Origin of the sequence: Ochrobactrum vermis (assembly GCF_002975205.1) — a bacterium.
Lineage (GTDB): Bacteria > Pseudomonadota > Alphaproteobacteria > Rhizobiales > Rhizobiaceae > Brucella > Brucella vermis.
Window position 1 is genome coordinate 855,048 of the sequence record NZ_PCOC01000002.1, and the last position, 24,911, is coordinate 879,958.

A 24,911-nucleotide genomic window follows, 5' to 3' on the forward strand; every position below is an offset into this window, starting at 1 on the left:
CTTCGCTATCGTTTGCGTCGCTTCATGAGTTTCAGCGCGACGGCTGCGGACGCGGAAGGGCTTCCGGTGCAACAGCATCAGGCGCTGCTTGCGATTAAGGCCCACGCGGCTGATACGCCGATGACGGTCGGCAACTTAGCGGAATGGCTTGTCATCGCTCCGCACACGGCAACAGAGCTGGTTGGCAGACTGGCGGATGCCGATCTGGTCATGCGAATGGTCGATCCATCGGATCGCCGTCGCCACACATTGGCGCTGACCGACAAGGCAGAGCAGGTTCTTGAGAGGCTGAGTGCTGCACACCTCGCCGAAATACGCGAGCTTGCCCCCAATCTGATCGATGTACTGACCAAGCTGGAACGTGCTGCAAACAAGCCGAAGTAGCGGTCTATAGCCTGTCCATCAGCGCATACCACGACAGTGCGAGGAACAGCAGCGGCGAGCGGAAGGTGCGACCGCCGGGGAAGGCTGGAATGCGCAGTTCTTCGAACAGTTTCAGCCTGTCGCGATTGCCTGCGATGGTTTCCGCATAGAGCTTGCCCATGTAATTGGCCAGCATGACACCATGACCGGAATAGCCGCCTGCTGAAATCACACCGGGCATCACCTCACGCACTAAGGGCTGGCGCGGCATGGTTATGCCGACCGATCCGCCCCATGCATGGGTGATTTCGACTTTATCCAACGCCGGATAAATCTCTGCGATCTGGCGGCGGATATGCGTGCTGATGTCACGCGGATTGTCGGCAGTATAGGCTTCGCGTCCGCCGAACAGCAGTCGGCCGTCCTTCGAACGGCGGAAATAACGCACCACGAAGCGGGAATCGTCGATGGATTCACCGCCTGGAATAACCGGGCTGTCGTCGCCGAGTGGCACCGTTGCGCCGATGAAGGAGCGGATCGGCATGACATGCGATGCGCTGATCGGCTCCAGCAATCCGCCATAGGCATTCACCGCAATGAAGGCGTTTCGCGCAGATACTGTTCCGCGATTGGTTTCGACTTCGACCCGCCCGCTTGCAGTACTGATCCTGGTGGCTCTTGTGTCTTCAAACAGCTTGGCACCCGCCGCATGCGCTGCCTTTGCTGTTCCGACAAGCAATTTCAGCGGATGAATATGGCCGGTACCTGCATCATAGACGCCACCATAATAACGTTCGGAACCGAGCAGGTTCGCCGTCTCGGTGCGGTCGAGCAGACGCAAATGCGAATAGTTGAACCGGTTCGCCATCAGCTCGACATGGCGCTCATACTGCTTGAGATAGCGCGGCTTGTGCACGACCGAAATCTGACCGGGCACATATTCCATGTCGATCCCGTGTTCATCGGCAAAGGCAAGGAGATAGGCCTTGGCCTCCTCTGCTACGTTGAACAGGGCTTTGGCGCGCTCAAAGCCATATTCGGCTTCAAGGTCTTCGGCCCACGTGCGCTGACCGGTGCCGAACTGCCCGCCATTGCGCCCCGACGCCCCATCGCCGAACCGGGTGCCGTCAATGAGCGTAACATCCACGCCCTGTCTCGCCAGATGATAGGCAGCCGAAAGCCCCGTATATCCGCCGCCAATGACAACGACATCCGCCTGCCGCGAGCCATCCATCTCGGGATATTGCGGGCGGTCGGGAACAGTCGCCTCGTACCAGGAATAGCCGGGCGAGATTGGGCTTTGGTATGGCATGTGGAACCGGTCAGACGTTGAGCAGCAGGAACTCGCGTTCCCACGGGCTGATGACTTCCATGAAGGTTTCGAATTCGGCGCGTTTGATGGCGGCGTAGGTCGTGACGAAGGAACTGCCGAACAGGTTGCGTAGCTCGGTGTCCTCTTCGAACAGCTCCACCGCGTCGATCAGGCCGCGGGGCAGCTCGACTTCCTTGGTGTTGACGCTTGTGGTCGCGGGCTGTTCCGGTTCGATCTTGTTTACGAGGCCGATCAGGCCGCAGGCAAGCGAAGCGGCCAGAGCGAGATAGGGGTTGGCGTCGGAGGAGGGGATGCGGTTTTCCACGCGGCGCCCATTGGGATCTGAGCGAGGCACACGGAAAGCGGTGGTGCGGTTATCGTAGCCCCATTTGACGTTGACAGGCGCGGAAGCGTCCGGCGTCAGGCGGCGGTAGGAGTTCACGTAAGGCGCGAACATGACAAGCGCATTCGGCACGTGGCGCTGCATGCCGCCGATAAAGTGGCGGAAAGCTTCGCTTTCGCTGCCATCCTCATTGGTGAAAATGTTGCGTCCGGTCTTCTTGTCCACGATGGACTGGTGGATATGCATTGCCGATCCGGGCTGGCCCTGAATAGGCTTGGCCATGAATGTGGCATACATGTCGTGCTTGAGCGCAGCCTCGCGGATCGTACGCTTGAACAGGAAAACCTGGTCAGCGAGTTCCACCGGATCGCCGTGGCGCAGGTTGATCTCAAGCTGACCGGCACCTTCTTCGTGGATCAGCGTGTCGATCTCCAGCCCCTGACCTTCGGAGAAATGATAGATGTCGTCGATCAGTTCGTCGAACTCATTGACGCCCGCAATCGAATAACCCTGTCCGCCGCCAATGGCGCGGCCCGAACGGCCGACGGGCGGTGTCAGAGGATAATCCGGGTCGGGGTTCTTGCGGACCAGATAGAACTCGATTTCCGGTGCCACAACCGGCTTCAGACCGCGCTTGTTGTAGGCGGCAACGACGTTGCGCAGCACGTTGCGCGGGGTGAACTCGACGGCACGTCCGTCCTGATAGACGAGATCGCAGATAACTTGTGCCGTCGGGTCGGATTCCCAGGGAACAGCCGATAGCGTGGACAGGTCGGGCAGCAGTCGCAGGTCGCCGTCGTCTTCCGGATAGTGGAAGCCGTAGCCGTCTTCCGGATAGGCGCCTGAAATCGTCGTCATGAAGACGGCAGATGGCAGAGCCAGCGACGTGTTGGACGTGAATTTCTTGGACGGCATCATCTTGCCGCGCGCAACACCCGCCTGATCGGGGGTGATGCATTCGATGTCTTCGATATCCCGCCAGGCCAGCCATTCAGTTGCCTGCTTCCAGTTCTTCACACCGCGAAGAGATTTGACATAGGCAGGCGTACGGCGACGCGGCGCGCGCGTAACCTTCTTTTCCGTCGTATCAGCAGACATCAATCACCAGAGAATGATTTCGATACTGGCATGATAGCTGCGACAGGCGTCAATGACAAATGGGTCCGGCAAGCTTTTGTGTGCGCCATCGCAGAAAGCGCACACAAACAAAAATTGATGCGTCAGAGACCGAAATGGCCTTTGAGAGCGGGTACGTTCGTAACGAGCTGCTCGACCAGTTGCGGGTCGTGGCCGCGCACATAATTGATCACCTGCCCGCCTGCTTCGGTGATCTGGTCGCTGGAAAGGCCGTTGGAACGAAGCGTGGCGGCAGCTTTCAAAACTGCGCTCATCTTTTCGCCAGCCACATTATCCATCAGGCCCGAAAGCGCACCCATGATGCCGCCGGTGCTCGAGGCAAGCACGTCGTGGGCGTTTGCCAGTTGCTGCGCATCCGGCAGGAGCGCGAAAATCTTGTTGCCGATTTCAGGTGCGCTGTGCTGCAGCACGGAAAACACCGAACCGGCGAGCTTTTCGGCAAGCTGCGGCTCGATGTTGATCTTTGTGGCGATACTGTCGATGAGAGACTGAACAGACATGAAAATTCCGTATTCCTTGCCCCCGCAAGGGGCGGTTCAAACCGCAGTTGTCAGGCAAAGCACGACGGCTTTCACCACCAACCATTTACAGGCGATCCGAAAACAGATGTGCCGGATCTGGACGCAGGGACCATCAATGGTGCACCGGCGTCAATGCATGAGACGTGGCTTTGTTGGTGTTCGGTGAACTTTCAGTCAAGATTCAGTATGCGGAATATTGAAGCGGCTTTTCAGTGCCGGGACGAAAGCAAAGAGCCTTCGCACAAGATCGCGATCCCTTTCTCGAATATGGCGGATGACGGTTAGGAAAGCCTGATTGGCCTGTTCCATGGTCAGGCCGGTGGATTTCAATGCCGCCAGACCACAGACCAGAGCACCTATTCTCTCGCCAGCAAAACCTCCGGCAATGTCCGAAACCGTTCCAAGGATTCCATCCGTATGGTGATTTTCAGGACTGAGAACATCATTGGCGAGTGCCAGTGCACGCGCGCCGGGGATCAGGTTGAATATTTGCGGCGCGACAATCGGTGCTTCATGCTGGATGATTGAGAGCAATATTCCAACCGTCTGCTCAGCCGTTCCAGGATCTATGCTGCTATTGGAGGCAATATTGTCTATCAAGGACTGGATTGACATTTCTTACCTATAAGAAGTTAAATATTTTATTTAAAAATATTGGTCAAAGTAATTTGAAGAAATAATACATTTATTTAGAATAAGGCAGTTTTAGATTTTCTTATACGGTAAGAAAATACAGGGTGCTTCTGGCCGTATATTGCAAGAAGGCGTATAGGCTGCGTTCGCCCGTCCGCTTCTATGGAAGTTCGACTATGCGGCGCGTCAGATACGACTGCTGGAGAATATGCAGGTGCGCGAGAAAAGCCGGAAAACCTGCCTGACCTTCCGCAACCTGTCGATTGTCTTCTGATGAAAAAAAGCCCCGACTGGCAGGGCCAGCCGGGGAGGTCAGTTGAGGAAATCCGACCATAAAGCGGGTGGCAGATCAACCCCGTTTCATCGGATTTTACGGGTAACCGCCAGTTTGGACATTCTGTCGCTGCCAAAAGCAATGTGCATGAACATGGCGGCGACCGTAAGAATGAGGACCGTCATCATTTATCGTGGGTGACTATAACGGGGATCAAGAGATCGCCCGAGTTGCCGTCGCCGTTCCCGTGCTGCCGAAGGCACACAAAATGAAGGAACATGGTGGCGACGGCGATAGTCAGGACCGTCATCATTTGTCGTGGGTGACGATGACCGGGATCAACAGATCGCCCCAGTTGCCGTCGCCTCCATGATGCCGGGCGGAGCGGACCAGTTCCACCGAGACGCCTGCCTCGACCGCCTTCATGACGGTGTAGTTGAGGCGATGCAGATCGTTGGCGAGCATACGGATAACGGTCTGCTGATCCGTGGTCATGCTTGAAGATTGTTCTTCTGCTCTTTCCTTGACGCGTGCTGGCGAATTCATGGAACTGTTCCTCCTGTTTGTCGCCGGGCTGTTATTCAGCAGCCGGTCTGAACTGTGCTGTTTCAGTCGATTCCTTCATGGCGGTGGTCGAAGATTGGCCGCCGGTGATTGCGAGTGACACGGCATCGAAATAGCCGGTGCCGACTTCGCGCTGATGCTTGGTCGCAGTATAGCCATTGGCTTCGGCTGCAAATTCCGCCTGTTGCAGTTCGGAATAGGCCGCCATCTGCCGGTCCTTGTAGCCGCGCGCCAGTTCGAACATGCCGAAGTTGAGCTGGTGGAAACCGGCCAGCGTGATGAACTGGAACTTGTAGCCCATCGCACCCAGCTCACGCTGGAACTTGGCAATCGTGGCATCGTCGAGGTTCTTCTTCCAGTTGAACGACGGCGAGCAGTTATAAGCGAGCTTCTTGCCCGGATGCGCCTTGTGCACGGCTTCCGCGAAGCGGCGGGCCTGTTCGAGATCCGGCTTGGATGTTTCCATCCAGATCAGATCGCAATAGGGCGCATAGGCAATCGCACGGGCAATACATGGCTCGATGCCGTTCTTCACCTGATAGAAGCCTTCCGCCGTGCGGCCTGCATCGTAATCGACGAATGGTTGATCGCGCTCGTCAATGTCCGAGGTCAGAAGCTTGGCGGCTTCCGCATCCGTGCGGGCGATAACCAGCGTTGCCGTTCCCATCACGTCGGCAGCAAGACGAGCCGCATTCAGGTTGCGGATATGTGCTGCCGTCGGGATCAGAACCTTGCCGCCGAGATGGCCGCACTTCTTTTCCGAAGCGAGCTGGTCTTCATAATGCACGCCAGCTGCACCGGCCTCGATGAAGGCCTTCATGATTTCGAATGCATTCAGCGGTCCGCCGAAGCCTGCTTCCGCATCGGCAACGATCGGGGCGAACCAGGTGTCGACCGAGAGTCCGTTGCCTTCAGCGGTTTCGATCTGGTCGGCGCGCTGCAACGTCTTGTTGATGCGCTTGGCTAGTTCCGGGGCGGCGTTGGCCGGATAAAGCGATTGATCCGGATACATGGCCGAGGCCGTGTTGGCATCGGCTGCAACCTGCCAGCCGGAGAGGTAGATCGCCTTCAGTCCGGCGCGAACCATCTGCATGGCCTGATTGCCGGAAAGCGCGCCGAGCGCATTGACGAAATCTTCTTCATGGATGAGCTTCCACAGACGGTTTGCACCCATCTCGGCCAGCGAGTACTTGATCTCCACCGAACCGCGCAGCCTTTTTACATCTTCGGCCGTATGCGCACGCTGGATGCCGTCGAAACGGCCTTTGGGTGCCGAAGGAATAAGGCTGTAAAAATCTGTCATTTCGGTGTCTCCTCAGATTTTGAACTGGTTCGGGAAGAGAAATTTTCTGCGCTCTTTCTGTGACCAGATTTACAATCGAGATGAGTGAAGCGCCAGAAAAACCCGGAAAATAGCCTAAAAATTGAAGTTAAGCTGTCGGGACTTTGACTGATCAGCTATGTAAAATTGTAAAGATTGTCAAAGACGGATTATACGGCTATTTTGTCATGAACTGTAAAACTCATCATTGCGGGTTTGGGAGGACCAAGTGAGCGAACGCAAGATTTTTGCCGGGCCACGCATCAGACGCATCCGCAACGAGCGGTCCCTGACGCAGACGGCCATGGCCGAGGCGCTCGGCATTTCGCCGTCCTATCTCAACCTGATCGAGCGCAACCAGCGACCCTTGACGGTGCAGCTCTTGTTGAAGCTGGCCAGTGTTTACAAGCTGGATCTCGATAGCTTGCAAGCCGAAAGCGGCTCCACGATCACGGGACTGAAAGAAGTGTTCTCCGATCCGCTCCTGACCGGCGAATTGCCGGGCGATCAGGAGCTGGTCGAAATCGGCGAGGCGGCACCCAATGCTGCTGTCGGGATCATGAAGCTATATCGCGCCTATCGCGAACAGCAGCAGCGCCTGTCCGATCTTTCGCAATTGCTGTCACATGAGGGAAGCGGGGCGGAGCTTTCCGCCACGCGCCTGCCGTTGGATGAGGTGCGCGATGTGATGGCGCGCCGCGCCAATCATTATCCGCGCGTCGAGGAAGAGGCTGAAAGTTTTTTCGCCTTGTTGAAGCCGGATGGTGATTTGTCGGCAGCTTTGAAGGAATGGCTGCGGCGCGAGCATGGCATCACGGTGCGCACGCTGCCGGTCGCGACCATGCCCAACTGGCGCAGGCGTTATGACCGCCATTCGCAGCGCCTGTTTGTTTCGGAACGGCTGTCGCCCTTCGATCAGTTGCAGGAGATCGCCATGGAAGCGGCGCTCATCCGCATGCAGGTGGTGATCGGTGCGGAGACGGAAGGGCTGAAACTATCGTCCGGTGAAGCAAAGCGCATCGCCCGGTTCGAGCTGGCGCGTTATGCCGCGCAGGCTTTGATGATGCCCTATCGCCAGTTTCGCGATGCCGCAGTCCGGGCTCGTTATGATGTAGATGTGCTCCGCACGCGCTTCGGCGTCTCATTCCAGCAGGCTGCAAACCGGCTGACCACTTTGCAGCGGCAGGGAGCAAGTGCGCTGCCGTTCTTTGTCATGGAAATCGACCATGCCGGCAATCGTCTGCGTGTTGCAGGCGCGGAAGGTTTTCCAGTCCGCTTCGGCGGACAATGCCCGAAACTGCCGGTCTATGCCGCTTTTGCACAGGCGGGCCAGGTGCTGGTCGAACCGGCGGAACTGCAGGATGGTTCGGCCTTCCTGACGATTGCCCGTACGCTGGAGGGGCCGCAAGGTGCATTCAGTGAGCGTCCACGCCGGACGGCACTATTGCTTGGTTGTGCGCTGGAAGCGGGGGGCGATACGGTCTATGGTGCGTCGCTTTCAAAGGCTGGCAATACGGAGATTGGTCCGGCTTGTCGTCTGTGTGAAAGACAGGGCTGCATCACCCGCGCCGAGCCACCGCTGACACGTCCGCTTGGTCTGGACGAGATGGTGGCGGGGCTTTCTGCCTTCGACTTTCAATAGTGAGCTGATATTTCGACCCTGCATAACCGAAATCGCAACGCCCCTCGGGAAGCCTCCGAGATGCAATTTTTATGTTCGTCCTGTCACGAGCCTGTTGACGAATGCTGTGCAATCTAAAAAAGTGCAATAAAGAAACAGTATATCCACCTTGAACCTGCACCGGAATTTAATGTGCAGATTGGAGCAAATGATGGGGATGAAATCCTTCCTTCTGGCAACGACCGTCGTAACAAGCGTTGTCGCTGCCGCCACATTTTCCGCGAGTGCGCAGGAGCGGGTGGTCAATATCTATAACTGGTCGGATTATATCGACGACTCCATCCTGAAGGATTTCACCAAGGAGACCGGCATCAAGGTCGTCTACGACGTTTATGATTCCAACGAAATTCTGGAAACCAAGCTTCTGGCCGGCGGCAGCGGCTACGATCTCGTGGTGCCATCGGGTGAATTCCTTGGCCGCCAGATTCCGGCTGGCGTGTTCCTGAAGCTCGACAAGGACAAGCTCCCGAACCTCAAGAATATGTGGGATGAAATTTCGACCCGTGTCGCAACCTACGATCCGGGCAACGAATATTCCGTCAACTACATGTGGGGCACCACCGGCATTGGCTACAACAAGGCCAAGATCAAGGAAGCGCTCGGCACCGATACCATAGATTCCTGGGCTGTACTTTTCGACTCGGAACAATCGGCAAAGCTTAAAGGTTGCGGCATCTATCTGCTCGATTCGGCCAGCGAGATGCTGCGTCCGGCCCTGAATTATCTGGGCCTGGATCCGAATTCGCCGTCGCCGGACGACTTGCAGAAGGCGCAGGATCTTTATCTGAAGATCCGCCCGAATATTCGCAAGTTCCACTCGTCGGAATATATCAATGCACTGGCCAACGGCGATATCTGCATGGCGATCGGCTATTCGGGCGACATTTTCCAGGCCCTTGACCGCGCCGAGAAGGCAAAGCAGGGCGTCGAGATCGGTTATTCGATCCCGAAGGAAGGCGCGCTGGTCTGGTTCGACCAGATGGCGATCCCGGCAGATGCCAAGCACGTGCCGGAAGCGCTTGAATTCATGAACTATATGATGCGCCCGGAAGTGGCTGCCAAGGCTTCGAACTACGTGTTCTATGCCAACGGCAACAAGGCGTCGCAGGAATTCATCGACAAGGAAATTCTTGACGACCCGGAAATCTATCCGACCGATGACGTCATGAAGAAGCTGTTTGTGCCGACGCCTTACGACACCAAGACCCAGCGCGTCGTGACCCGCGCCTGGACCAAGATCGTCACCGGCCAGTAATAATCGAACGCTAAGTCGGGTGTGGTCCCGGAATGCCCTTGGGCATGACATTGTGAAGAGCGGCTCACTGTTGAACAGAGGGCCGCTCTACGTCTTGTAAAACCTGACGAAACATCGGGCACGGCTAGATCGATAGGGGAACGGAATGGAATCTTTTGGCAGCTTTCGCCGCAAATTTGCACCCTGGAACGACCCGGCGGCCAAGCCCTATATTTCCTTTGAGAATGTGACGAAAATATTCGGCGATTTCACCGCTGTCGATGATCTGTCGCTCAATGTTTTCAACCGCGAATTCTTCGCGCTGCTTGGCGCTTCCGGTTGTGGCAAGACCACGCTGATGCGCATGCTGGCAGGCTTTGAGGAGCCGACATCGGGCCGCATCACGCTGGACGGTCAGGACATGCGCGGCATTCCGCCCTATAAGCGCCCGGTCAACATGATGTTCCAGTCCTATGCGCTGTTTCCGCATATGACGGTGGAGAAAAATATCGCCTTCGGTCTCAAGCAGGACGGTATGGCGAAATCGGAAATCGACGCGCGCGTCGCCGAAATGCTCAAGCTCGTGAAGCTGGAGCAATATGGCAAGCGCAAGCCGCATCAGCTTTCCGGCGGCCAGCGCCAGCGCGTCGCACTTGCCCGTTCCGTTGCCAAGCGCCCAAAAGTGCTGCTGCTGGATGAGCCACTTGGCGCGCTCGACAAGAAGCTGCGCGAGGAAACCCAGTTCGAACTGATGGATTTGCAGGTCAAGCTAGGCATGACCTTCATGGTCGTGACCCACGATCAGGAAGAAGCCATGACCATGTCCGACCGCATTGCGGTGATGGACAAGGGCCGCATCAAGCAGGTGGCGACACCGGCCGAAGTCTATGAAGCTCCGCGCTCCAAATTCGTGGCTGACTTCATCGGCAATGTGAACATTATCGAAGGCGAAGTGGTGAAAGCCGCCAATGGTGAGGCGGAAATCGCTACCGAAAAATTTGGCTTCCACATCCAGACCGAAACCCGCGAAGAGCTCAATCCGGGCCAGAAGGTCTGGTATGCGGTGCGCCCTGAAAAGACACGCATCACGCGCGAAAAGCCGGAGGATGCTTCGATCAATGCAGTGGAAGGCGAGCTTTGGGATATTGCCTATTTCGGTGACATGACGGTGTTCCATGTGCGGCTCGACAATGGCCGCACCATCAAGGCCGCAAGCCTCAATGCCGTGCGCAAGACGGAAAATCCGCTGACCTATGACGAGCGCGTCTGGGTTTCCTTCGATATCGATGCCGGTCTGGTGCTGACCGCCTGAGGAGGCCACCATGCAGAAGCTCGTCGCTTCCATTGCCAGCCGTCTCGTCATCGCAGTGCCTTATCTCTGGCTGCTGGTATTCTTTCTCGTGCCGTTCTTCATCGTCTTCAAGATTTCCCTGTCGGAAGTTGCGATGGCGATCCCGGCCTATATGCCGACTTTCGACCTGGCGCAGGGGTTTGCTGCGACCTGGGAGAAAATCAAACAGCTCTCTTTCGACAACTATTTGTGGCTGCTTGACGATCCTCTTTACTACAAGGCCTATCTGTCGAGTGTCCGCATTGCGGCTATCTCCACCTTCCTGACGCTGCTGGTGGCCTATCCGATGGCATATGGCATAGCGCGTGCGCCAACGACGATCCGCCCGACATTGCTGATGCTGGTGATCCTGCCATTCTGGACCTCATTCCTGATCCGCGTCTATGCGTGGATCGGCATCCTGAAGCCGGAAGGCCTGCTCAACCAGTTTCTGATGTGGCTCAACGTCATCGATACGCCGCTTACTATTCTCAATACCGATACAGCCATCTTCATCGGTATCGTCTATTCCTATCTGCCGTTCATGGTGCTGCCGATCTATTCGTCGCTTGAAAAAATGGATTATTCGCTCATCGAAGCAGCGCAGGATCTGGGCTGCACTCCGTTTGCAGCATTCTGGAAAATCACGTTTCCGCTGTCTCTGGCCGGTGTTCTGGCTGGCTGCTTCCTCGTGTTCATTCCGGCAGTGGGTGAATTCGTTATCCCGGACCTTCTCGGCGGTTCACAGACACTCATGATCGGCAAGACGATCTGGAGCGAATTCTTCTCCAATCGCGACTGGCCGGTCTCGTCGGCGGTGGCCGTGGTGCTGCTGATCCTGCTGATCGTTCCGATCGTAATCTTCCAGCAGGTGCAGGCGCGTCAGCAGGAAAAGGGGAAATAGGATGCAGAACAACTGGTCCCGCTTCAATATTGCATCGGTGGCTCTGGGCTTTGCCTTCCTTTATCTGCCCATCGTCCTGCTGATTATCTATTCGTTCAACGAATCCCGGCTGGTCACGGTCTGGGCGGGGTTCTCGACCAAATGGTATGTTGAACTGTTCCGCAACCAAGCTCTGATGGATGCCGCATGGGTGACGATCCGCGTCGGCCTTCTGTCGGCAACGATTGCCACGGTTCTGGGTACGCTCGCCGCACTGGCGCTGACACGCTATACGCGTTTTCGCGGTCGCATCCTGTTTTCCGGCATGGTCTATGCGCCGCTCGTCATGCCGGATGTGATCACCGGCCTGTCGCTTCTGCTGCTTTTCGTGGCGATGAATTTCGACCGCGGCTTCTGGACGGTGACGCTGGCGCATATCACCTTTTCGATGTGTTTCGTGGCAGTTGTCGTGCAGTCACGTCTGGTGAGCTTTGACCGCTCGCTGGAGGAAGCGGCGATGGATCTTGGCGCGCCGCCGGTCACGACCTTCATGAAGGTCACCTTGCCGGTAATCCTGCCTGCTGTGGTTTCCGGCTGGATGCTCGCATTCACCCTGTCGCTCGACGATCTGGTGATTGCAAGCTTCACCTCCGGTCCGGGCGCAACCACGCTGCCGATGAAGATCTACAGTCAGGTGCGCCTTGGCGTGACGCCGGAAATCAATGCGATCTGCACGATCCTGATCGCACTGGTGACAGTTGGCGTCATCATCGCCTCGATTGTCAACAAGCGCCGTGAAGTGCAGCGTCGCCGCGACGAACAAGCGGCATTTCGTATGGGATAAACGGGAATATTTGCCTGCTGGCCCTGTCGGTCAGTAGGCAAACCGTGCTGCAAGAAGCTTGCCTTGTGCCATGGTCGGCACCTCGACATAGCGATGCATCAGCGTTGCAAGGCCGATGCTCAGGATAATATAGGCGGGCAGCAGCGCTATCAGGGCAACATGCCCGTAAAATACGTGCACCAGCGCGAAGAGCACAGTGGCGTGAACCAGATAGAGACTATAGGAAATACGCCCGAGAAACTGCGGCAAAGGCAACAGCAGGAAACGGCGTAACGTATCGCTTGAGGTTGCAAGCACGATGATCCAGACAAGCCCCGCCATCGTGGCCCAGTCTGTGAGATCTCCGACCCAGTTCTTCAGCATGGGCGGCCCGGCTCCATAAGTAACCAGCAGGAGAGCCATACTATTGATTACGACAGCCCGTCGGTTGGATAATCGCCTGTAGAAGCTCTGTATGGCTGGCAGGTTCTGCGCCATGAGACTGCCAAGCAAGAAGAAGCTTGCAAAATGCACCGTTATCCACCAGCCGCCGGTGTAGGGATCGGAGCGGAAGGCGTTGGCGAGAACGGAAAGCCCGAAAGCCACCGCAATCGCAGCCGAGGGCCGCAATGTCACGGTGATGACGAAGAGCAGCGGAAATATGATCGATATCCGCATCTCGTAAACGAGAGACCAGAACGCCGTATTCACTTCGCCATTGGGATAAGAGCCGATGAACAGCACATGCTGTGCGATCATTTGCGGCGTCACCGGTATGGTCCATGTGAGATTGAACCAGTTACTGAGCTGCTGGATAGGGCCGTTCAGAAACAGGGCACCGGCAAGTGCGAGCGAAAGCGCGACGAGATAAGGCAAATATATCCGGCAGGTGCGCCGGATAAGATAGGCTGGATAGGATGGCGTGCGGCGCATGAATGGCAGCGTCAGAACGAAGCCGCTCAACAGGAAAAAAAGCAGGACTGCTTCATGAGCAGCAAAAAAGAAACGGAGTGGCGATCGCAGCAGAATGAAAAAATAAGGTCCCATGGCATCATAGGGCCAGATATTCACAAAGTGCCGCAGCAAAACGACAGTCGCCGCCAGCCCGCGCAGCGCATCGAGTTCGGGATAGCGTTCTGGCTGGGTATGTGTCGGCACAACCGCGTCCCCGCACAATCAACTTGGTCTACGCATTATCCTACGCAAAACCGCATCGCATTTTTGCTGGAAATGCTCCTGTGAAAGGCGCCGATTTTCGGGGGCAAGGGCCAGCCGGTCAATTCGGGTCTTCGGCTGGCTCACATCACCGAAAGGCGTAAAGGGAGGTGGTTTTTAAACTCAGGAAGGAGCCGAGGCGTTCTGACCCGGCGGGCCGCTTGAGAACGCGTTTCGATCTGATTGAATCAGATCGGCGCCCTAACCTCTTTTATTTGAAGCATAATCTTGGTCGTCCTCGTTTCACTCCGGTCGGATTATGCTCTAATTACTGCCCGTTCCCATTGAAGACGGAGAAATAAACGGTCGGTCCCACGAGCCGCCGACGAAGAAATTGAGCGGTGGCTTGACGGGTGGGGTATCAGCAGGCGGCTGGTTGGTCTGGCCATCCGTGCCGCTTTCCTGCTGTTGTTGCGGCTGGCTGCTGGGAAAGACGACTTCGCCGCTCAGCGCCAGACTGCGATCCACGAAAGGCACAATGCCTGCAAGTGTCAGCGTGCCGTCGGACGTATCAAGGCGGGCATTTTCCAGCGTCGCAACGCCATCGGACAGGTTGGCCTTCACATCCAGACGATTGAATGCCAACGCGACATTTTCCTTCCGTTCGAGAGCGAAAAAGCGCTGGCTTTGCGCCTTGGTGAGAAAATCCTGCACGGCAAAGCCCTGCATCTGGCCATTATTGAGCTGGATGGAAACATTGCCTTGCGCATTAGTCAAAAGACCGGACCAGCGGTTGGCCGGACCTTTCATGAACAGGGAGACATTGCCTTTGCCGCTTATGAAAGGTTTGTCGAAGCCAAGTGCTGTGAAGAACTGCGAACTGTCGATATCCGAGGCGTTGAAGCGCAACTCGCCGCTGGCACTTTTCAGGTCGCGCACGATCTGCACATTGGCTTGCATGATGCCGTTGAAGGCCTTGGCGTCGCCGATATCGAAGATGGCGCGGCCACCGCGTATCTGCACTGCAGCGGCCACACCCGTCATATTCACGGGACCTGCTGTGGCATTCTGTGCTGAAAGCCGCAAATCCACTTCCGCGCGATCTATGAAGCTCGTGTCGACGACATCACGGTCGGGATTGTTGCGCTCGTTCGGCGAACGTGCGCCGCTATCCGGCAACGGAATGAAGGCTGAAAATAGGCGGCGAAGGTCGAGTTTGTCGAAAGCCAGCGTGCCAGTTACCGCAGGCTGGTCCTGTTCCAGGCCGATCTCGATTACGCCCTTGGCAGGGCTGTCGCTGGCGGTCATTTCCACATCCGCGAATTTCAGCCGTTTCGGCGTCGCTGTGATGGTGGATTCCAGCGAAAAAGCACCGATTTCAGCGCTACCCGCGATTGGCGGGAGACTGAGCCAGCGCACCGCGCCACTCAACGACGGGGTTTTCGCCGTCAGATCACCTTCGAAAAAGCGATCCTTGGAAATATTCGCTTTGCCCTGAAATGTGAGGCTTAATGGATTGGCGGTCAGGCTCGCTGTCACATCCGATGTGCCGCCGGCCAGAAGCGGCAGGGCTTGCGCGGCGGTCAGGCTGAACTGGGTGGTTTCGTCGCGCCATTTGGCACTGCCCTTCAGCGTTGCCGCGCTCGAAGTGCGCGGCCATTCCAGCGTTGCGTTGACATCGGTGATCTGCTCGTCGCTGGTGATTTCCGGCTCGCTGCCCGGACGGTTGAACGCAATCGTTCCATCGCGAACCACGACGCGGCCAAATGGTTGTGAGGCTTGCTGTGCTGCCTGCGCATTATCACCGGAACCGCTTTGCTGTAATGCGCGCTGAGCGCGAATAGCGGTACCGAGACGGCCGTTGGAGTTGGCGACAGCGTCCAGGAGCTGCGAGAAATTTGAAACAGGCCCGTCGAGATTTACATGCGGGCGGACGATTTGCGTCTCGGAGAACGAGATGTGCCCCATGATGGCATCGAGCGGCGAAAGTTCCACATCGATACGGTCCGCGCTCATGAGCGGCTTCTGGCCCTGATCTGTAAGTTTGCTGAGCGTCACGCCATTCAAGGAGGCACGCAGAACGGGGAATACTTTCAGGCGAGGGGCTTGTCGCAACTCAACGCTATAGCCGGTCCAGGCACTGATTTCCTGTGCAACGCGGATACGGATGGCATCGGTAGAGACGATGAAAGGTACCACGGCCAGCAAGGTTGCTGCAGCCGCGGCGCAGAGAATGACGAGCGCAATTATGAGGCGCGTAAATCGGGGCCAGCGCATCAACCATCCAATCAGTGAAGTTTCATCAAAGCGCGCCGCGTTTTATGTTCGCGCTGCGCTTTAAGTATTCGTTTTTTCATGTCGCACAAAACCGCGGCGCACTTTTGCGCGACATGCTGCAAGCTGTAAACCAGCAATGGGTCAAAGCAAAGACGCTAGTTTGATGATCGGTCGTTTGCGGTGGCAGTTGGCGGAATCAAATCACCCTTGCTGCTTCTTTTCCATGGGTAATCAATTGCTGCACGGAAATTAACCCTGATTTTACAGTCGCTACCAATGCGTAAACTCTGAACAAAGAATTTAAGGCATCGTTAACCGGCTTCACGCGATAAGGGATGCAACACTGAGTGATGATCGAGCCGCCGTTTCCGGTGCTCCGTTGCGAATTGCTTTCGTGTCCTTTTGTCTCTGAGATTCTGATAGCGCCGGTTTGTCCGGCGCTTTTTTTTGGTCGCACAAGAACATAAAAAACCTCCCGCGAGGGGAGGCTTTTTGATTATCGGCAATGCGGATCAGTCAGCCAGAACGCGCGTCGGCGGAAAGGCGATCTCGACGACTGTTCCATGCCCCGGCGTGGAATCGATGGCGAATTGCGCACGATTGGCTTCCACCATGGCTTTCGTCAGGGGCAAGCCCAGTCCGGTGCCTTCGTTGCGCCAGTCTTTTGCACTTTCAGCCTTGCGGCGTTCCAGTGCGTTGATCTGGCGGAACGGCTTCAGCGCCTGTTCGACCTCGGATTTGGTCATGCCGATGCCCGTATCGCGCACCCGCATCACGACGTCGCCATTTATCTCGTAGCTCGTGGACACAATTACCTGACCGCCAGGCGCCGTGAAACGCACGGCATTGGACAGAAGGTTCAATGCTACTTGCTTGATCGAACGCGTATCGGCAACAATGTCAGGAAGATTGGACTGGAAGCTTGAGCGGATGATGACGCGCTCGCGATTGGCCTGCGGCTGCATCAGCGCGATGGCTTCAGCAATGGCATCGTTGAGCGAGACCGCTTCGAATTTCATATCCAGAGCGCCGGCTTCGATCTTCGAAATATCGAGCAGGTCATTGACCAGTGCCAGCACGTGATTGCCGGAGCGATTGATATCGCGCAGATAATCCCGATAGCGATCATTGCCAATGGGGCCGAATTTCTCGTCGGCCATCAGCTCGGAAAAGCCGATGATCGCATTGAGCGGGGTGCGGATCTCGTGGCTGATACGCGCCAGAAACTCTGTTTTCTGGTTCGAAGCGCGTTCAGCTTCCTTGCGCGCATTGGTCAGTTCTTCCTCGGTGCGCTTCCACTGGGTGATGTCACGCAGAACGGCGCAGAACCCACGCGTATGCGGCAGTTTGCCGATGGTCATGAACAGCGGAATGAATCCGCCTTTGGCTTCGCGACCGATCACCTCGCGCCCGTCATTGAGCACACTCAAAACCCCATTGCCGGAAAGGCCGTGCAGATAGTCCATCGCAGCACGCTGGCTTTCGATGGCAAACAGCATCGAGAAGAACTTGCCTTCTGTTTCGTCGCGTTCATAGCCGAACAGGGCTGAAGCTGAATGGTTCATGGAGCGGATGCGGCCTTCCGGATCGATGAGGACAACACCGTCCGTCGCCGTGTCGAGAATGGTCTTCAGTTCCTCGACATTATCTGCAAGCGCCTGCTTTTCGTCGTCCGTGTTGAGCGCGACTGGCGCTGCGACAGGGGCGGCAACGGTCTCAGCGAGCGTCGATGCTACCGGCATCAGGCTCAGCATGAGTGCACGGCCATCGCGCCAGGAAATGGCATTGAGGTGCGCATCGACCGGTTCTTCGCTGCCATTGGCGCGACGCAGCACCATGCCCTGTCGCGATTCACTATCATCGCTATCGCTGTTGAACAGCACGTCGACACCACCCGCAGCGCGAATATCGTCGAGCGATTCATAGCCGGTGAGATCGAGCAAGGCCTGATTGACGTAATGGATATTATCGCCCGAGTGAATGATGACCGGCACCGGCAGATTGGCCAGCAAGGCGGTTACATCCGCATGGGCGGTCTCGGGCATCACGAATGACGTGTCTTCGATGGCATCTGCGCCGATGAGCGGCGCTTTCGCGTCAGTCTTTTCGACCGGCTGCGGGCTTTCCGCAGTTGCCTCTTCCGATATTACGCTCGCGTCGCTTTCGGCGCGCGAATTGGCAAGTCCCTGCTTGCGCAGACGGTCGGCGATTTCGCGAAATGCGTTGCGCTCGGTCTTGGTCAGCCCGCCTTCGGGACGCTCCTCACGCTCCTGTTCTTGCAGAATCCGCGCCTGATCTGCTGCCACTTTCTCCTGTGCACAGGCGTTCAGCAGGCTGATGACCTTGTCAGATTCGCGGCGTCCGGGTGTCGGTGCAATATTCAGAGGCGGTTTGGGCAGCGTTGCGACAGGGCTGTCGTCGTTGGCGATTTCTTCAGTCAACGCGAGAATGTCATCGTCTTCAACAGATGCAGTCGTATCAACCGGATCGCTGACGGGCTTGCGCGTCTGCGGAATACCGCCAGCAAGCACAAGTCCGATTTCCTCGGGGTCCTTCTCGGCCTCTGCCGGGCGCACCACACCAAAGCCGCGGAAACCGGTGAACTTCCGATCACGGGAATAGACGGGCAGGGCGGCAAGCTCGACCGGCACGCGCAGGTCCGTGCCCTCGACCGGCCACATCAACCGTTTTCCCGACCATGTATCGCGCTTGTCGAGCAGGGCCGCAATGCTGCCATCCGGATCGAAGCCGAAGACATTTGCAACATCGGCAAAGCGGCGTCCAACGACGTCGGCCGCATTGGGCCCGATCGTCGCGGCAAGATCCGGCGATACTTCGCTGAATGCGCCGTCCGGTCCTACCTTCCAAATGAAGCGGGCAGCCGGTGCATCCTGATCGAACACAAAGCTGCGGGGGCTCGGCTGCTCCGCAGAGGTCTCATCTTGAATAGCTTCCGCTTTGGTGGTCTCCATCGGCTCGGGAAGGATCTCTTCCAGAATTTCTTCAGCCTCGCCCTGTAGCGCGACAGGTGCCGCAAGTGCCGAGACAGGAGCATCGCCGATAATGCAGAGGAGATGCAGGGGCGGCGTATCGGTCAGTCGCGCAATCGCTCCTGGTACAGAATGTTTACCGGCGCGGATGCGGCGCTTGACGATACGGTCAGTCGCGTCTGCGGCTTCGATGATGAGGTCTTCCAGCGTGGCGGAGGAAATATCGAGTGCAGCAAAACGTGGGCTCGCGGCGAGTACCCTGCTGTTCGCGTCGATCAGCGCGATATGTGTACTGTCATCGCTGAGGCCGGAAATGACGGCTTCTGCCTTCGTTTCCTTGCCGTCGGCGGTTAGCAGCAGCCCGGACACTTCGTCGGGAAGCGTGATATGCGAAACGTTGAAACGGGTAAGGTCGGAACGTAATCCGCCACCCAGACGAATGGAAACGGTCCGGGATTCACCTTCCGCATTGCTGTTCGACGAGGCAATCTGTCGGCGTGTGGCTATGGGCAAATCGAGACTGCCGCCGATCATATCGTCCACGCGATCGAAGCCGAAAAGCTTCGCGCCGGGTCCATTGACCCAAAGCACTGCCGACAGGTCGTGCGTTAGCACGAGCTGCGCATCGCCCTTTGCAAAGCCTTCGCGGATCAAATCCAGCGCGGCTATATCGATGAAGGGGTATGATCCAGACATACCAGTCCTTACCTGTTCTTTCGACCGCCCGCAGTGCTTGTTAACGTCCTGTTAATAAGCCTCTTGTGGGCGCGGGTCCACATTGCCATTGGGTATGGGCTGCATTTTCTGTTTCATTAGTTAATGCGGGAAAGGCAATTTTACACGCTCGAACCAATATCCGAGTTGTGCACAGCCGGTCGGGTGTAATGGTTACCAGCCTGTGACCATTATTAGCAGGATTTGATGTTAAATCCCGCAATTGGGAATTTCTCAAAAAAGAGAGCTATAATCACTTGCAATATGGATCGATTCTCCGTATGTGACCCCCTGTCGGCGACGCCAGAGCGTCATGCAGCCGACACAAAGGTACGCGGTCGTAGCTCAGTTGGTTAGAGCGCAGGATTGTGGCTCCTGAGGTCGTTGGTTCAACTCCAACCGACCGTACCATTGACCCCCACATATTTGTGTGAGCTTAAAAAAGCGCTGAAGCGCTCGCTCGCCTGTCTTCGGCAAACTTCATGAAAACAATTGTTTAGCGGAGATCAATCCAAAGCGGTTCGCTTTATTGGGAACCAACGGCCTGTCCCACCATTAGGCTTATAGCGGCAACTCTGATGCCGCTGGAACGAACAGGAGGATTTGATCCATGAAACAGGTCAACCCGACTGAGGCAAGGCAGGGGCGCGAAGGCAAGCCCGTTCTCGTGGTGTTGCTGGTCAGTATAGCGGCGGCACTGGTCGTTTGGGTGCTGGTAGAAATCTACGGTGCCGTTATTTCCCCTGATGAGAACACGCCGAATGGCGAGAATTCCTTGCCGCCTGCTACGACGGAAACGGTTCCGCCAGCGTCGGCGCGATAGTCCATTCTCATGGTTTCATATCGATGACCGGCTAAGGGGTTTGCAAAATAGGCAGGTGCGATGAGTGGTGGCGTGGTGATCAGGCACTCACGCTCATCGGCACATATCAATATGCCTGCCGCCTGGGCCGCCTCAACAAACTGGCGACGCGCTTTGGCCGCGAGTTCCGTGTGGCCGTCCCAGCTAAGCAGGCAGGCCATGACGAGCGCATCGCGATGCTCGGGCTTGAATCTTGGCCAATGACGCAGGAAGAATTGCTCCGCATCCCGCGTGTCGCAGATGCTGTAAAAGATATCATAAATATAAACTGCAACCGGACTGGATCATTTCATATTTATTGCTTCTATATATACTAAAATATAGCTGGATTATGCATGTGTTCGTTCCTTTCGCAATAGTATTTCTGTAATTGTTGTTAACGGATGGAATCTTTATTTTAAGATAATGAATAGTATTTTTATAGAATAAACTAATGTTTATTATGAAGGCTCATTGCTGGCATATCACCTTTCACGGAACCTAAGCTAATGGATCCCGTTATGGAGCATGGAACAATTCTGGGCTGAGTTTACACATGACAATGTGATCAGTTTACCGGTGGTTCTGGCGCGGATGCTGCTGGCAACGCTGCTCGGCTCTATCATCGGTCTGGAACGGGAATGGCGTCGGCGACCAGCCGGGCTCAAGACCCACATGCTGGTCTGTCTCGCCTCCGCTACATTTACAATTGTCTCGCTGGAACTAGTCAACGTGCCGGTGTTCGACGATCAGAATATTCGGATGGACCCGTCGCGGCTCGTCGAAGCAATCACGAGCGGCGTTGCCTTTCTGGCGGCAGGCTTTATCATTTTTGCGCGCGGCAAGATAACCGGCATAACGACCGGCGCGGGCATGTGGCTGGCGGCATCCGTTGGCCTCGCCAGTGGTCTTGGCCTCTGGCACATCGCCATGATGGCGACGTTTATTGCCGTCACCGTTCTGATCGTGGTGGGAAAGATGGAAAACTCTGTCGGCTCAGACAACAGCAAAGTTGATGATAAAGCCTCCTGAGCTGTTGTCTGGCCTATCGTGTTGCATGCAGTGACGGATCAGGCTTCGGCAAGCGCCTCGGCGATGTTGTCCTTCAAGGCAAGGCGCTGCTTACGCAGGTTTGTTTCTTCTTCCTGGCTCACGGGCGCAATCTTTGTTTCTGCCCGGTGAATACGATCATTGATGGAATCATATTCTTCCAGAATGCGGGCAAAATGCGCATCCTTCGCCTTCAACGCATGAATGGCGTCGAGCTGGCCGGGAAACTCTTCTCCAAGCGTATGGGGGGTGTTCGACATTCTGCGGCTCCTTCCTTTGGTTGAAACGAGCTTCGCAAGCCAGCGCGAGAATGGCATTGATCGCAATCAAGCCAGACTGAAACGAGTATGCGGAAACTGCATGGCTGGCATGCAAAGGTCGATCTTCTAAGTACCCCAAGCCATCACCATTTCATGGGTACGGACCAACGAAGTGTCCGTGATGGAGAGAATAATGTTTACCCGCTTCAATAATCGTTTCGGTCGTGCATTCGCGCAATTCGGCAGTGCCGTTCGTGCTTCTGCTGCTGTGCGCGCTGGTCAGAAGCCAACTGCCCAGGACCTTGAGACGCTTGGCATCGACGTAGACCAGTTCCGTCGTATTCAGGGTTAAGCAGTCAAGTAGGCGTATGTGTATCTGAGTAAAAAAAGCAACGGTGTTAGTGGTCAAGCACCGTTGCGTATGCGTCTCGCATTTTTGCGTTGAGGATAATGATCATTTTTCGCATGACGGCAACGAGGGCGACCTTTCCGGGCTTTCCCTTTTGCTTGAGGTGCATGAAGAATGCCTTGATGGCTGGATCGAAGCGAATGGCTGGTAGCGCTGCGACGTAAAGCGCGTCGCGCACCGGCTGTCTTCCGCCTGCAATCATCCGCTTGCCCCGCATCAGCCCGCTATCGCGATTAAGCGGCGCAACGCCAACCAGCTTGGCAATCTGCCCTTTGCCGATGCGGCCCAATTCCGGCAGATCGGCCAGGATGAAACAGGCCGTCCGCAGGCCGATCCCCTTGAGCGACATGAGGATATCGGCTTTACGGGCAAGTTCCAGATCAGCCTTCAGACAAGCTTCCATCGCATCGACAACTGCCTGGCGCTGTTCGAGCAGTACGTGCAACATCTCCTCAATCCAGTCCTTGAGGGTCTCGTTCTGCTTTTCCCTGCGGTTCTTCTCCTGCACGATCATGTGCGATAACTGTCTGTAACGACGGACCAAATCCACCAGAGCGCCTTGCTGAGAAGAGCGTTGCGGCACAATGCGTGTTTCCATGCGTCTTGCATAATCGGCAAGGATGAAGGCATCGATCTTGTCAGTCTTGGAGAGCTGGCCGCAGGCTTTGGCAAATTGCCTGACCTGTTTGGCATTCACGCGTGCGACCGGCAATTGTGCTGCCTGCAAGGCTGCAAAGACATGACGCTCGTAACCGCCGGTCGGCTCGAGAACGAGGCGTTCTATTCCGCACAAAGGCTCAATGAACACGAGGAAATCGGCAATGCCTTCTGCCGAATTGGCAAAGCTTGCCGAGCGGCCATCTGGCAAAACACAGACATCGAAGGAAGATTTCGATATGTCGATGCCGACAAAACGGGTAATATCAGTCATGAGGCTGGTCTCCCTTATACGCGAGCGCGAAGCTCTCTCAACGGTTCGACGAAGCCTCAAGGATGCAAAGGGTTCTGCTTTTTTACGAACGAAAGTTCATGCCCCGATGGGCTCAACCACTTTGCACCCGCCATCGTGAAGTGCGACAACACAACGGCAAAGAGGCCGGAACATCCTAACAGGTGTTCCGGCCTCTAATGTATAAGGCCACCGTTTCCGGGGCTTTTGTTGTTTAGAGCGCGCATCCTTTCCGAAAAGCGATTTTCACACTTTTCGGGAGGGGTTTAATCCTCATCCGTCGCCATCTGGCTGAGCAAGGCACCCTTGCCGCGCTGGCGCATGATCATAGGTACGACGACTGCGGCAATTGCCAATGTGATGAGTACAATCGATACCCAGGAATGCACCAGCGTCATCGGGTTGCCCTGGCTGATCTGCAACGCTTGACGCAGGCTTTTCTCGGCCATCGGTCCGAGGATCAGGCCAACGACAACCGGCGCAATCGGGTATGAGAAGCGCCGCAGCACATAGCCCAGGACACCGAACGCCAGAAGCAGGCCAAGTTCGAACGAAACCGGCAGGCCGAAGAACATCGAGGTTGAGGCATTCGCGCCAATGGTTCCAAGCGTGGCGAAAACCAGAATGCCCGCATAAAGCCAGTGACGGGGGATGGTCAGCATCTTCACCCACAGGCCGATCAGCGGCAGGTTCAAAACCAGCAGCATCAGATTGGCAACGAGAAGGCTCGCAACCAGCCCCCAGACCAGCGTGGCATTGGTCACGAACAGCAGAGGGCCGGGCTGCAAGCCGAACTGCTGGAATCCGGCCAGCATGATTGCCGCCGTCGCCGTGGTGGGCAGACCGAGTGTCAGAAGCGGAACGAGCGTTCCGGCAGCCGAAGCGTTGTTGGCCGCCTCCGGTCCAGCAACACCCTCGATAGCGCCTTTACCGAACTCTTCGGGATGTTTTGAGAATTGCCGTTCCGCCGAATAGGAAAGAAAGCTCGACACATCGGCGCCGCCTGCAGGCATGGCCCCAATCGGAAAGCCGATGGCGGTGCCGCGAAGCCACGGCATCCACGAACGCTTCCAGTCATTCTTGGTCATCCAGACGGAACCCTTGACGGCGATGACCTCGTCTTCGGGTCTGAGTTTTTTCGACACGACCGCCAGCGTTTCGCCGATGGCAAACAGTGCAACCGCCAATGTCGTGACATTGATGCCATCAAGCAGGTTTGGCGTTCCCATGACGAGACGTGCCTGACCGGTCAACTGATCTATGCCGACGAGACCGAGCGCCAGACCGATGAACAGGGATGTCAGACCGCGAAGTGTGGAGTCGCCGAATGCGGCAGAAACCGTCATGAAGGCCAGCAGCATGAGCGCAAAATATTCAGACGGTCCAAAGGACAGGGCGAATTTCACAACCCACGGGGCAACGAAGGCCAGCGCCAGAGTGGCGATCAGGCCGGCGACGAAAGAGCCGATGGCCGCCGTTGCAAGCGCCGGCCCGCCACGCCCGGCCCGGGCCATTTTGTTTCCCTCCAGCGCAGTGACGATGGAGGCGCTTTCGCCCGGCGTATTCAGCAGGATCGACGTGGTCGATCCGCCATACATGCCTCCGTAATAAATACCCGCGAACATGATGAGCGAGCCGGATGGGTCCAGTTTGTAGGTAACGGGCAGGAGCAGTGCGACGGTGAGCGCCGGGCCGATGCCCGGCAACACGCCGACGGCTGTGCCGAGCGTGACACCGATCAGCGCATAAAGAAGGTTTGACGGTTCAAGCGCAACCAGAAGCCCGTTGGCGAGAAGTGCGACAGTATCCATGATGGCACTTAGCCTTTAAAGCATTTCCAGCAAAAG

General features: G+C 56.4%; 22 protein-coding genes and 1 tRNA gene. 10 read left to right on the plus strand and 13 right to left on the minus strand.

Features of this window, described 5'->3' with window-relative positions; genetic code table 11:
* Window positions 1–24 precede the first annotated feature (24 nt).
* Window positions 25–384, plus strand: coding sequence for a MarR family winged helix-turn-helix transcriptional regulator (locus CQZ93_RS18320; RefSeq protein ID WP_286154279.1), 360 nt, complete (start codon window positions 25–27; stop codon window positions 382–384).
* 4 nt (window positions 385–388) lie between these two features.
* Here the strand turns inward: CQZ93_RS18320 and CQZ93_RS18325 are convergent, their stop codons facing one another.
* The 6 genes from CQZ93_RS18325 to aceA all read right to left on the minus strand — a co-directional run bounded on the left by CQZ93_RS18325 (window position 389) and on the right by aceA (window position 6,450).
* On the minus strand, window positions 389–1,675 hold the full coding sequence (locus tag CQZ93_RS18325; protein WP_105544024.1) for an NAD(P)/FAD-dependent oxidoreductase: 1,287 nt from the start codon (window positions 1,673–1,675) through the stop codon (window positions 389–391).
* A 10-nt stretch (window positions 1,676–1,685) separates the two neighbouring features.
* Window positions 1,686–3,116 carry a glutamine synthetase family protein gene (locus CQZ93_RS18330; protein WP_105544025.1) on the minus strand — a complete coding sequence of 477 codons (1,431 nt, stop codon included), beginning with the start codon at window positions 3,114–3,116 and terminating at the stop codon, window positions 1,686–1,688.
* Between the two features lie 122 nt (window positions 3,117–3,238).
* Window positions 3,239–3,655 (minus strand): 3-hydroxyacyl-CoA dehydrogenase family protein, encoded by a 417-nt coding sequence (locus tag CQZ93_RS18335; RefSeq protein ID WP_105544026.1) that lies wholly within the window; start codon window positions 3,653–3,655, stop codon window positions 3,239–3,241.
* A 195-nt stretch (window positions 3,656–3,850) separates the two neighbouring features.
* On the minus strand, window positions 3,851–4,291 hold the full coding sequence (locus CQZ93_RS18340; RefSeq protein ID WP_105544027.1) for a hypothetical protein: 441 nt from the start codon (window positions 4,289–4,291) through the stop codon (window positions 3,851–3,853).
* A 601-nt stretch (window positions 4,292–4,892) separates the two neighbouring features.
* The gene (locus CQZ93_RS18345) at window positions 4,893–5,129 is read right to left on the minus strand and encodes an SMc00767 family acetate metabolism repressor (protein ID WP_010659117.1); all 237 of its coding nucleotides are present in this window, start codon (window positions 5,127–5,129) and stop codon (window positions 4,893–4,895) included.
* A 31-nt stretch (window positions 5,130–5,160) separates the two neighbouring features.
* Entirely contained in the window at window positions 5,161–6,450 is a 1,290-nt protein-coding gene (aceA, locus tag CQZ93_RS18350) for an isocitrate lyase (RefSeq protein WP_105544028.1), read from the minus strand.
* A 247-nt stretch (window positions 6,451–6,697) separates the two neighbouring features.
* Between aceA and CQZ93_RS18355 the strand changes: the two genes are divergently transcribed.
* From CQZ93_RS18355 to CQZ93_RS18380, 5 genes are all read left to right on the plus strand, one after another.
* On the plus strand, window positions 6,698–8,110 hold the full coding sequence (locus tag CQZ93_RS18355; protein ID WP_105544029.1) for a helix-turn-helix domain-containing protein: 1,413 nt from the start codon (window positions 6,698–6,700) through the stop codon (window positions 8,108–8,110).
* A gap of 190 nt (window positions 8,111–8,300) precedes the next feature.
* Window positions 8,301–9,404 carry a polyamine ABC transporter substrate-binding protein gene (locus CQZ93_RS18365; protein ID WP_105545206.1) on the plus strand — a complete coding sequence of 368 codons (1,104 nt, stop codon included), beginning with the start codon at window positions 8,301–8,303 and terminating at the stop codon, window positions 9,402–9,404.
* A gap of 145 nt (window positions 9,405–9,549) precedes the next feature.
* On the plus strand, window positions 9,550–10,695 hold the full coding sequence (locus tag CQZ93_RS18370) for an ABC transporter ATP-binding protein (protein ID WP_105544030.1): 1,146 nt from the start codon (window positions 9,550–9,552) through the stop codon (window positions 10,693–10,695).
* 10 nt (window positions 10,696–10,705) lie between these two features.
* A complete protein-coding gene (locus CQZ93_RS18375) occupies window positions 10,706–11,617 on the plus strand; it encodes an ABC transporter permease subunit (protein WP_105544031.1) in 912 nt (303 codons plus the stop codon).
* Window position 11,618: 1 nt separating this feature from the next.
* Complete coding sequence (locus tag CQZ93_RS18380) at window positions 11,619–12,440, plus strand: ABC transporter permease (protein WP_105544032.1); 822 nt, start codon at window positions 11,619–11,621, stop codon at window positions 12,438–12,440.
* 30 nt (window positions 12,441–12,470) lie between these two features.
* On the opposite strand, the gene CQZ93_RS18385 is transcribed toward CQZ93_RS18380, so the two are convergent.
* The 3 genes from CQZ93_RS18385 to pdhS form a co-directional block, all read right to left on the minus strand.
* Window positions 12,471–13,577 carry an acyltransferase family protein gene (locus tag CQZ93_RS18385; protein ID WP_105545207.1) on the minus strand — a complete coding sequence of 369 codons (1,107 nt, stop codon included), beginning with the start codon at window positions 13,575–13,577 and terminating at the stop codon, window positions 12,471–12,473.
* Window positions 13,578–13,898: 321 nt separating this feature from the next.
* Window positions 13,899–15,851, minus strand: a complete 1,953-nt coding sequence (locus CQZ93_RS18390; RefSeq protein ID WP_105544033.1) for an AsmA family protein — start codon at window positions 15,849–15,851, stop codon at window positions 13,899–13,901.
* Window positions 15,852–16,363: 512 nt separating this feature from the next.
* Entirely contained in the window at window positions 16,364–19,537 is a 3,174-nt protein-coding gene (pdhS, locus tag CQZ93_RS18395) for a cell-division control histidine kinase PdhS (protein ID WP_105544034.1), read from the minus strand.
* 352 nt (window positions 19,538–19,889) lie between these two features.
* Between pdhS and CQZ93_RS18400 the strand changes: the two genes are divergently transcribed.
* Both CQZ93_RS18400 and CQZ93_RS18405 read left to right on the plus strand, forming a co-directional pair.
* A tRNA-His gene (locus tag CQZ93_RS18400) sits at window positions 19,890–19,966 on the plus strand.
* 199 nt (window positions 19,967–20,165) lie between these two features.
* The gene (locus tag CQZ93_RS18405; protein WP_105544035.1) at window positions 20,166–20,378 is read left to right on the plus strand and encodes a hypothetical protein; all 213 of its coding nucleotides are present in this window, start codon (window positions 20,166–20,168) and stop codon (window positions 20,376–20,378) included.
* Here the strand turns inward: CQZ93_RS18405 and CQZ93_RS27285 are convergent.
* Window positions 20,279–20,680 (minus strand): DUF982 domain-containing protein, encoded by a 402-nt coding sequence (locus CQZ93_RS27285; protein WP_105544036.1) that lies wholly within the window; start codon window positions 20,678–20,680, stop codon window positions 20,279–20,281. The genes CQZ93_RS18405 and CQZ93_RS27285 overlap by 100 nt on opposite strands.
* A 244-nt stretch (window positions 20,681–20,924) precedes the next feature.
* On the opposite strand from CQZ93_RS27285, the gene CQZ93_RS18415 reads away from it, so the two are divergent.
* Window positions 20,925–21,428, plus strand: coding sequence for an MgtC/SapB family protein (locus tag CQZ93_RS18415; protein WP_105544037.1), 504 nt, complete (start codon window positions 20,925–20,927; stop codon window positions 21,426–21,428).
* Window positions 21,429–21,466: 38 nt separating this feature from the next.
* Here CQZ93_RS18415 and CQZ93_RS18420 read toward each other — a convergent pair whose 3' ends face one another.
* Window positions 21,467–21,706 (minus strand): HP1242/YdcH family protein, encoded by a 240-nt coding sequence (locus CQZ93_RS18420; protein WP_105544038.1) that lies wholly within the window; start codon window positions 21,704–21,706, stop codon window positions 21,467–21,469.
* Between the two features lie 193 nt (window positions 21,707–21,899).
* Between CQZ93_RS18420 and CQZ93_RS26705 the strand changes: the two genes are divergently transcribed.
* Window positions 21,900–22,058: a hypothetical protein gene (locus CQZ93_RS26705; protein ID WP_100229493.1), complete on the plus strand. Its 159-nt coding sequence runs from the start codon at window positions 21,900–21,902 to the stop codon at window positions 22,056–22,058.
* A 46-nt stretch (window positions 22,059–22,104) separates the two neighbouring features.
* Here the strand turns inward: CQZ93_RS26705 and CQZ93_RS18425 are convergent, their stop codons facing one another.
* Window positions 22,105–23,046, minus strand: a complete 942-nt coding sequence (locus CQZ93_RS18425) for an IS110 family RNA-guided transposase (protein WP_210201111.1) — start codon at window positions 23,044–23,046, stop codon at window positions 22,105–22,107.
* 284 nt (window positions 23,047–23,330) lie between these two features.
* A complete protein-coding gene (locus CQZ93_RS18430; RefSeq protein WP_105544039.1) occupies window positions 23,331–24,875 on the minus strand; it encodes a tripartite tricarboxylate transporter permease in 1,545 nt (514 codons plus the stop codon).
* Between the last annotated feature and the right edge of the window lie 36 nt (window positions 24,876–24,911).

Bases quoted from the DNA above. Each gene is read 5' to 3' on its own strand.
- CQZ93_RS18320 (WP_286154279.1), top strand. From the start codon at position 25: ATGAGTTTCAGCGCGACGGCTGCGGACGCGGAAGGGCTTCCGGTGCAA.
- CQZ93_RS18325 (WP_105544024.1), bottom strand. From the start codon at position 1,675: ATGCCATACCAAAGCCCAATCTCGCCCGGCTATTCCTGGTACGAGGCG.
- CQZ93_RS18330 (WP_105544025.1), bottom strand. From the start codon at position 3,116: ATGTCTGCTGATACGACGGAAAAGAAGGTTACGCGCGCGCCGCGTCGC.
- CQZ93_RS18335 (WP_105544026.1), bottom strand. From the start codon at position 3,655: ATGTCTGTTCAGTCTCTCATCGACAGTATCGCCACAAAGATCAACATC.
- CQZ93_RS18340 (WP_105544027.1), bottom strand. From the start codon at position 4,291: ATGTCAATCCAGTCCTTGATAGACAATATTGCCTCCAATAGCAGCATA.
- CQZ93_RS18345 (WP_010659117.1), bottom strand. From the start codon at position 5,129: ATGAATTCGCCAGCACGCGTCAAGGAAAGAGCAGAAGAACAATCTTCA.
- aceA (WP_105544028.1), bottom strand. From the start codon at position 6,450: ATGACAGATTTTTACAGCCTTATTCCTTCGGCACCCAAAGGCCGTTTC.
- CQZ93_RS18365 (WP_105545206.1), top strand. From the start codon at position 8,301: ATGGGGATGAAATCCTTCCTTCTGGCAACGACCGTCGTAACAAGCGTT.
- CQZ93_RS18370 (WP_105544030.1), top strand. From the start codon at position 9,550: ATGGAATCTTTTGGCAGCTTTCGCCGCAAATTTGCACCCTGGAACGAC.
- CQZ93_RS18375 (WP_105544031.1), top strand. From the start codon at position 10,706: ATGCAGAAGCTCGTCGCTTCCATTGCCAGCCGTCTCGTCATCGCAGTG.
- CQZ93_RS18380 (WP_105544032.1), top strand. From the start codon at position 11,619: ATGCAGAACAACTGGTCCCGCTTCAATATTGCATCGGTGGCTCTGGGC.
- CQZ93_RS18390 (WP_105544033.1), bottom strand. From the start codon at position 15,851: ATGCGCTGGCCCCGATTTACGCGCCTCATAATTGCGCTCGTCATTCTC.
- pdhS (WP_105544034.1), bottom strand. From the start codon at position 19,537: ATGTCTGGATCATACCCCTTCATCGATATAGCCGCGCTGGATTTGATC.
- CQZ93_RS18405 (WP_105544035.1), top strand. From the start codon at position 20,166: ATGAAACAGGTCAACCCGACTGAGGCAAGGCAGGGGCGCGAAGGCAAG.
- CQZ93_RS18415 (WP_105544037.1), top strand. From the start codon at position 20,925: ATGGAACAATTCTGGGCTGAGTTTACACATGACAATGTGATCAGTTTA.
- CQZ93_RS18420 (WP_105544038.1), bottom strand. From the start codon at position 21,706: ATGTCGAACACCCCCCATACGCTTGGAGAAGAGTTTCCCGGCCAGCTC.
- CQZ93_RS26705 (WP_100229493.1), top strand. From the start codon at position 21,900: ATGTTTACCCGCTTCAATAATCGTTTCGGTCGTGCATTCGCGCAATTC.
- CQZ93_RS18425 (WP_210201111.1), bottom strand. From the start codon at position 23,046: ATGACTGATATTACCCGTTTTGTCGGCATCGACATATCGAAATCTTCC.
- CQZ93_RS18430 (WP_105544039.1), bottom strand. From the start codon at position 24,875: ATGGATACTGTCGCACTTCTCGCCAACGGGCTTCTGGTTGCGCTTGAA.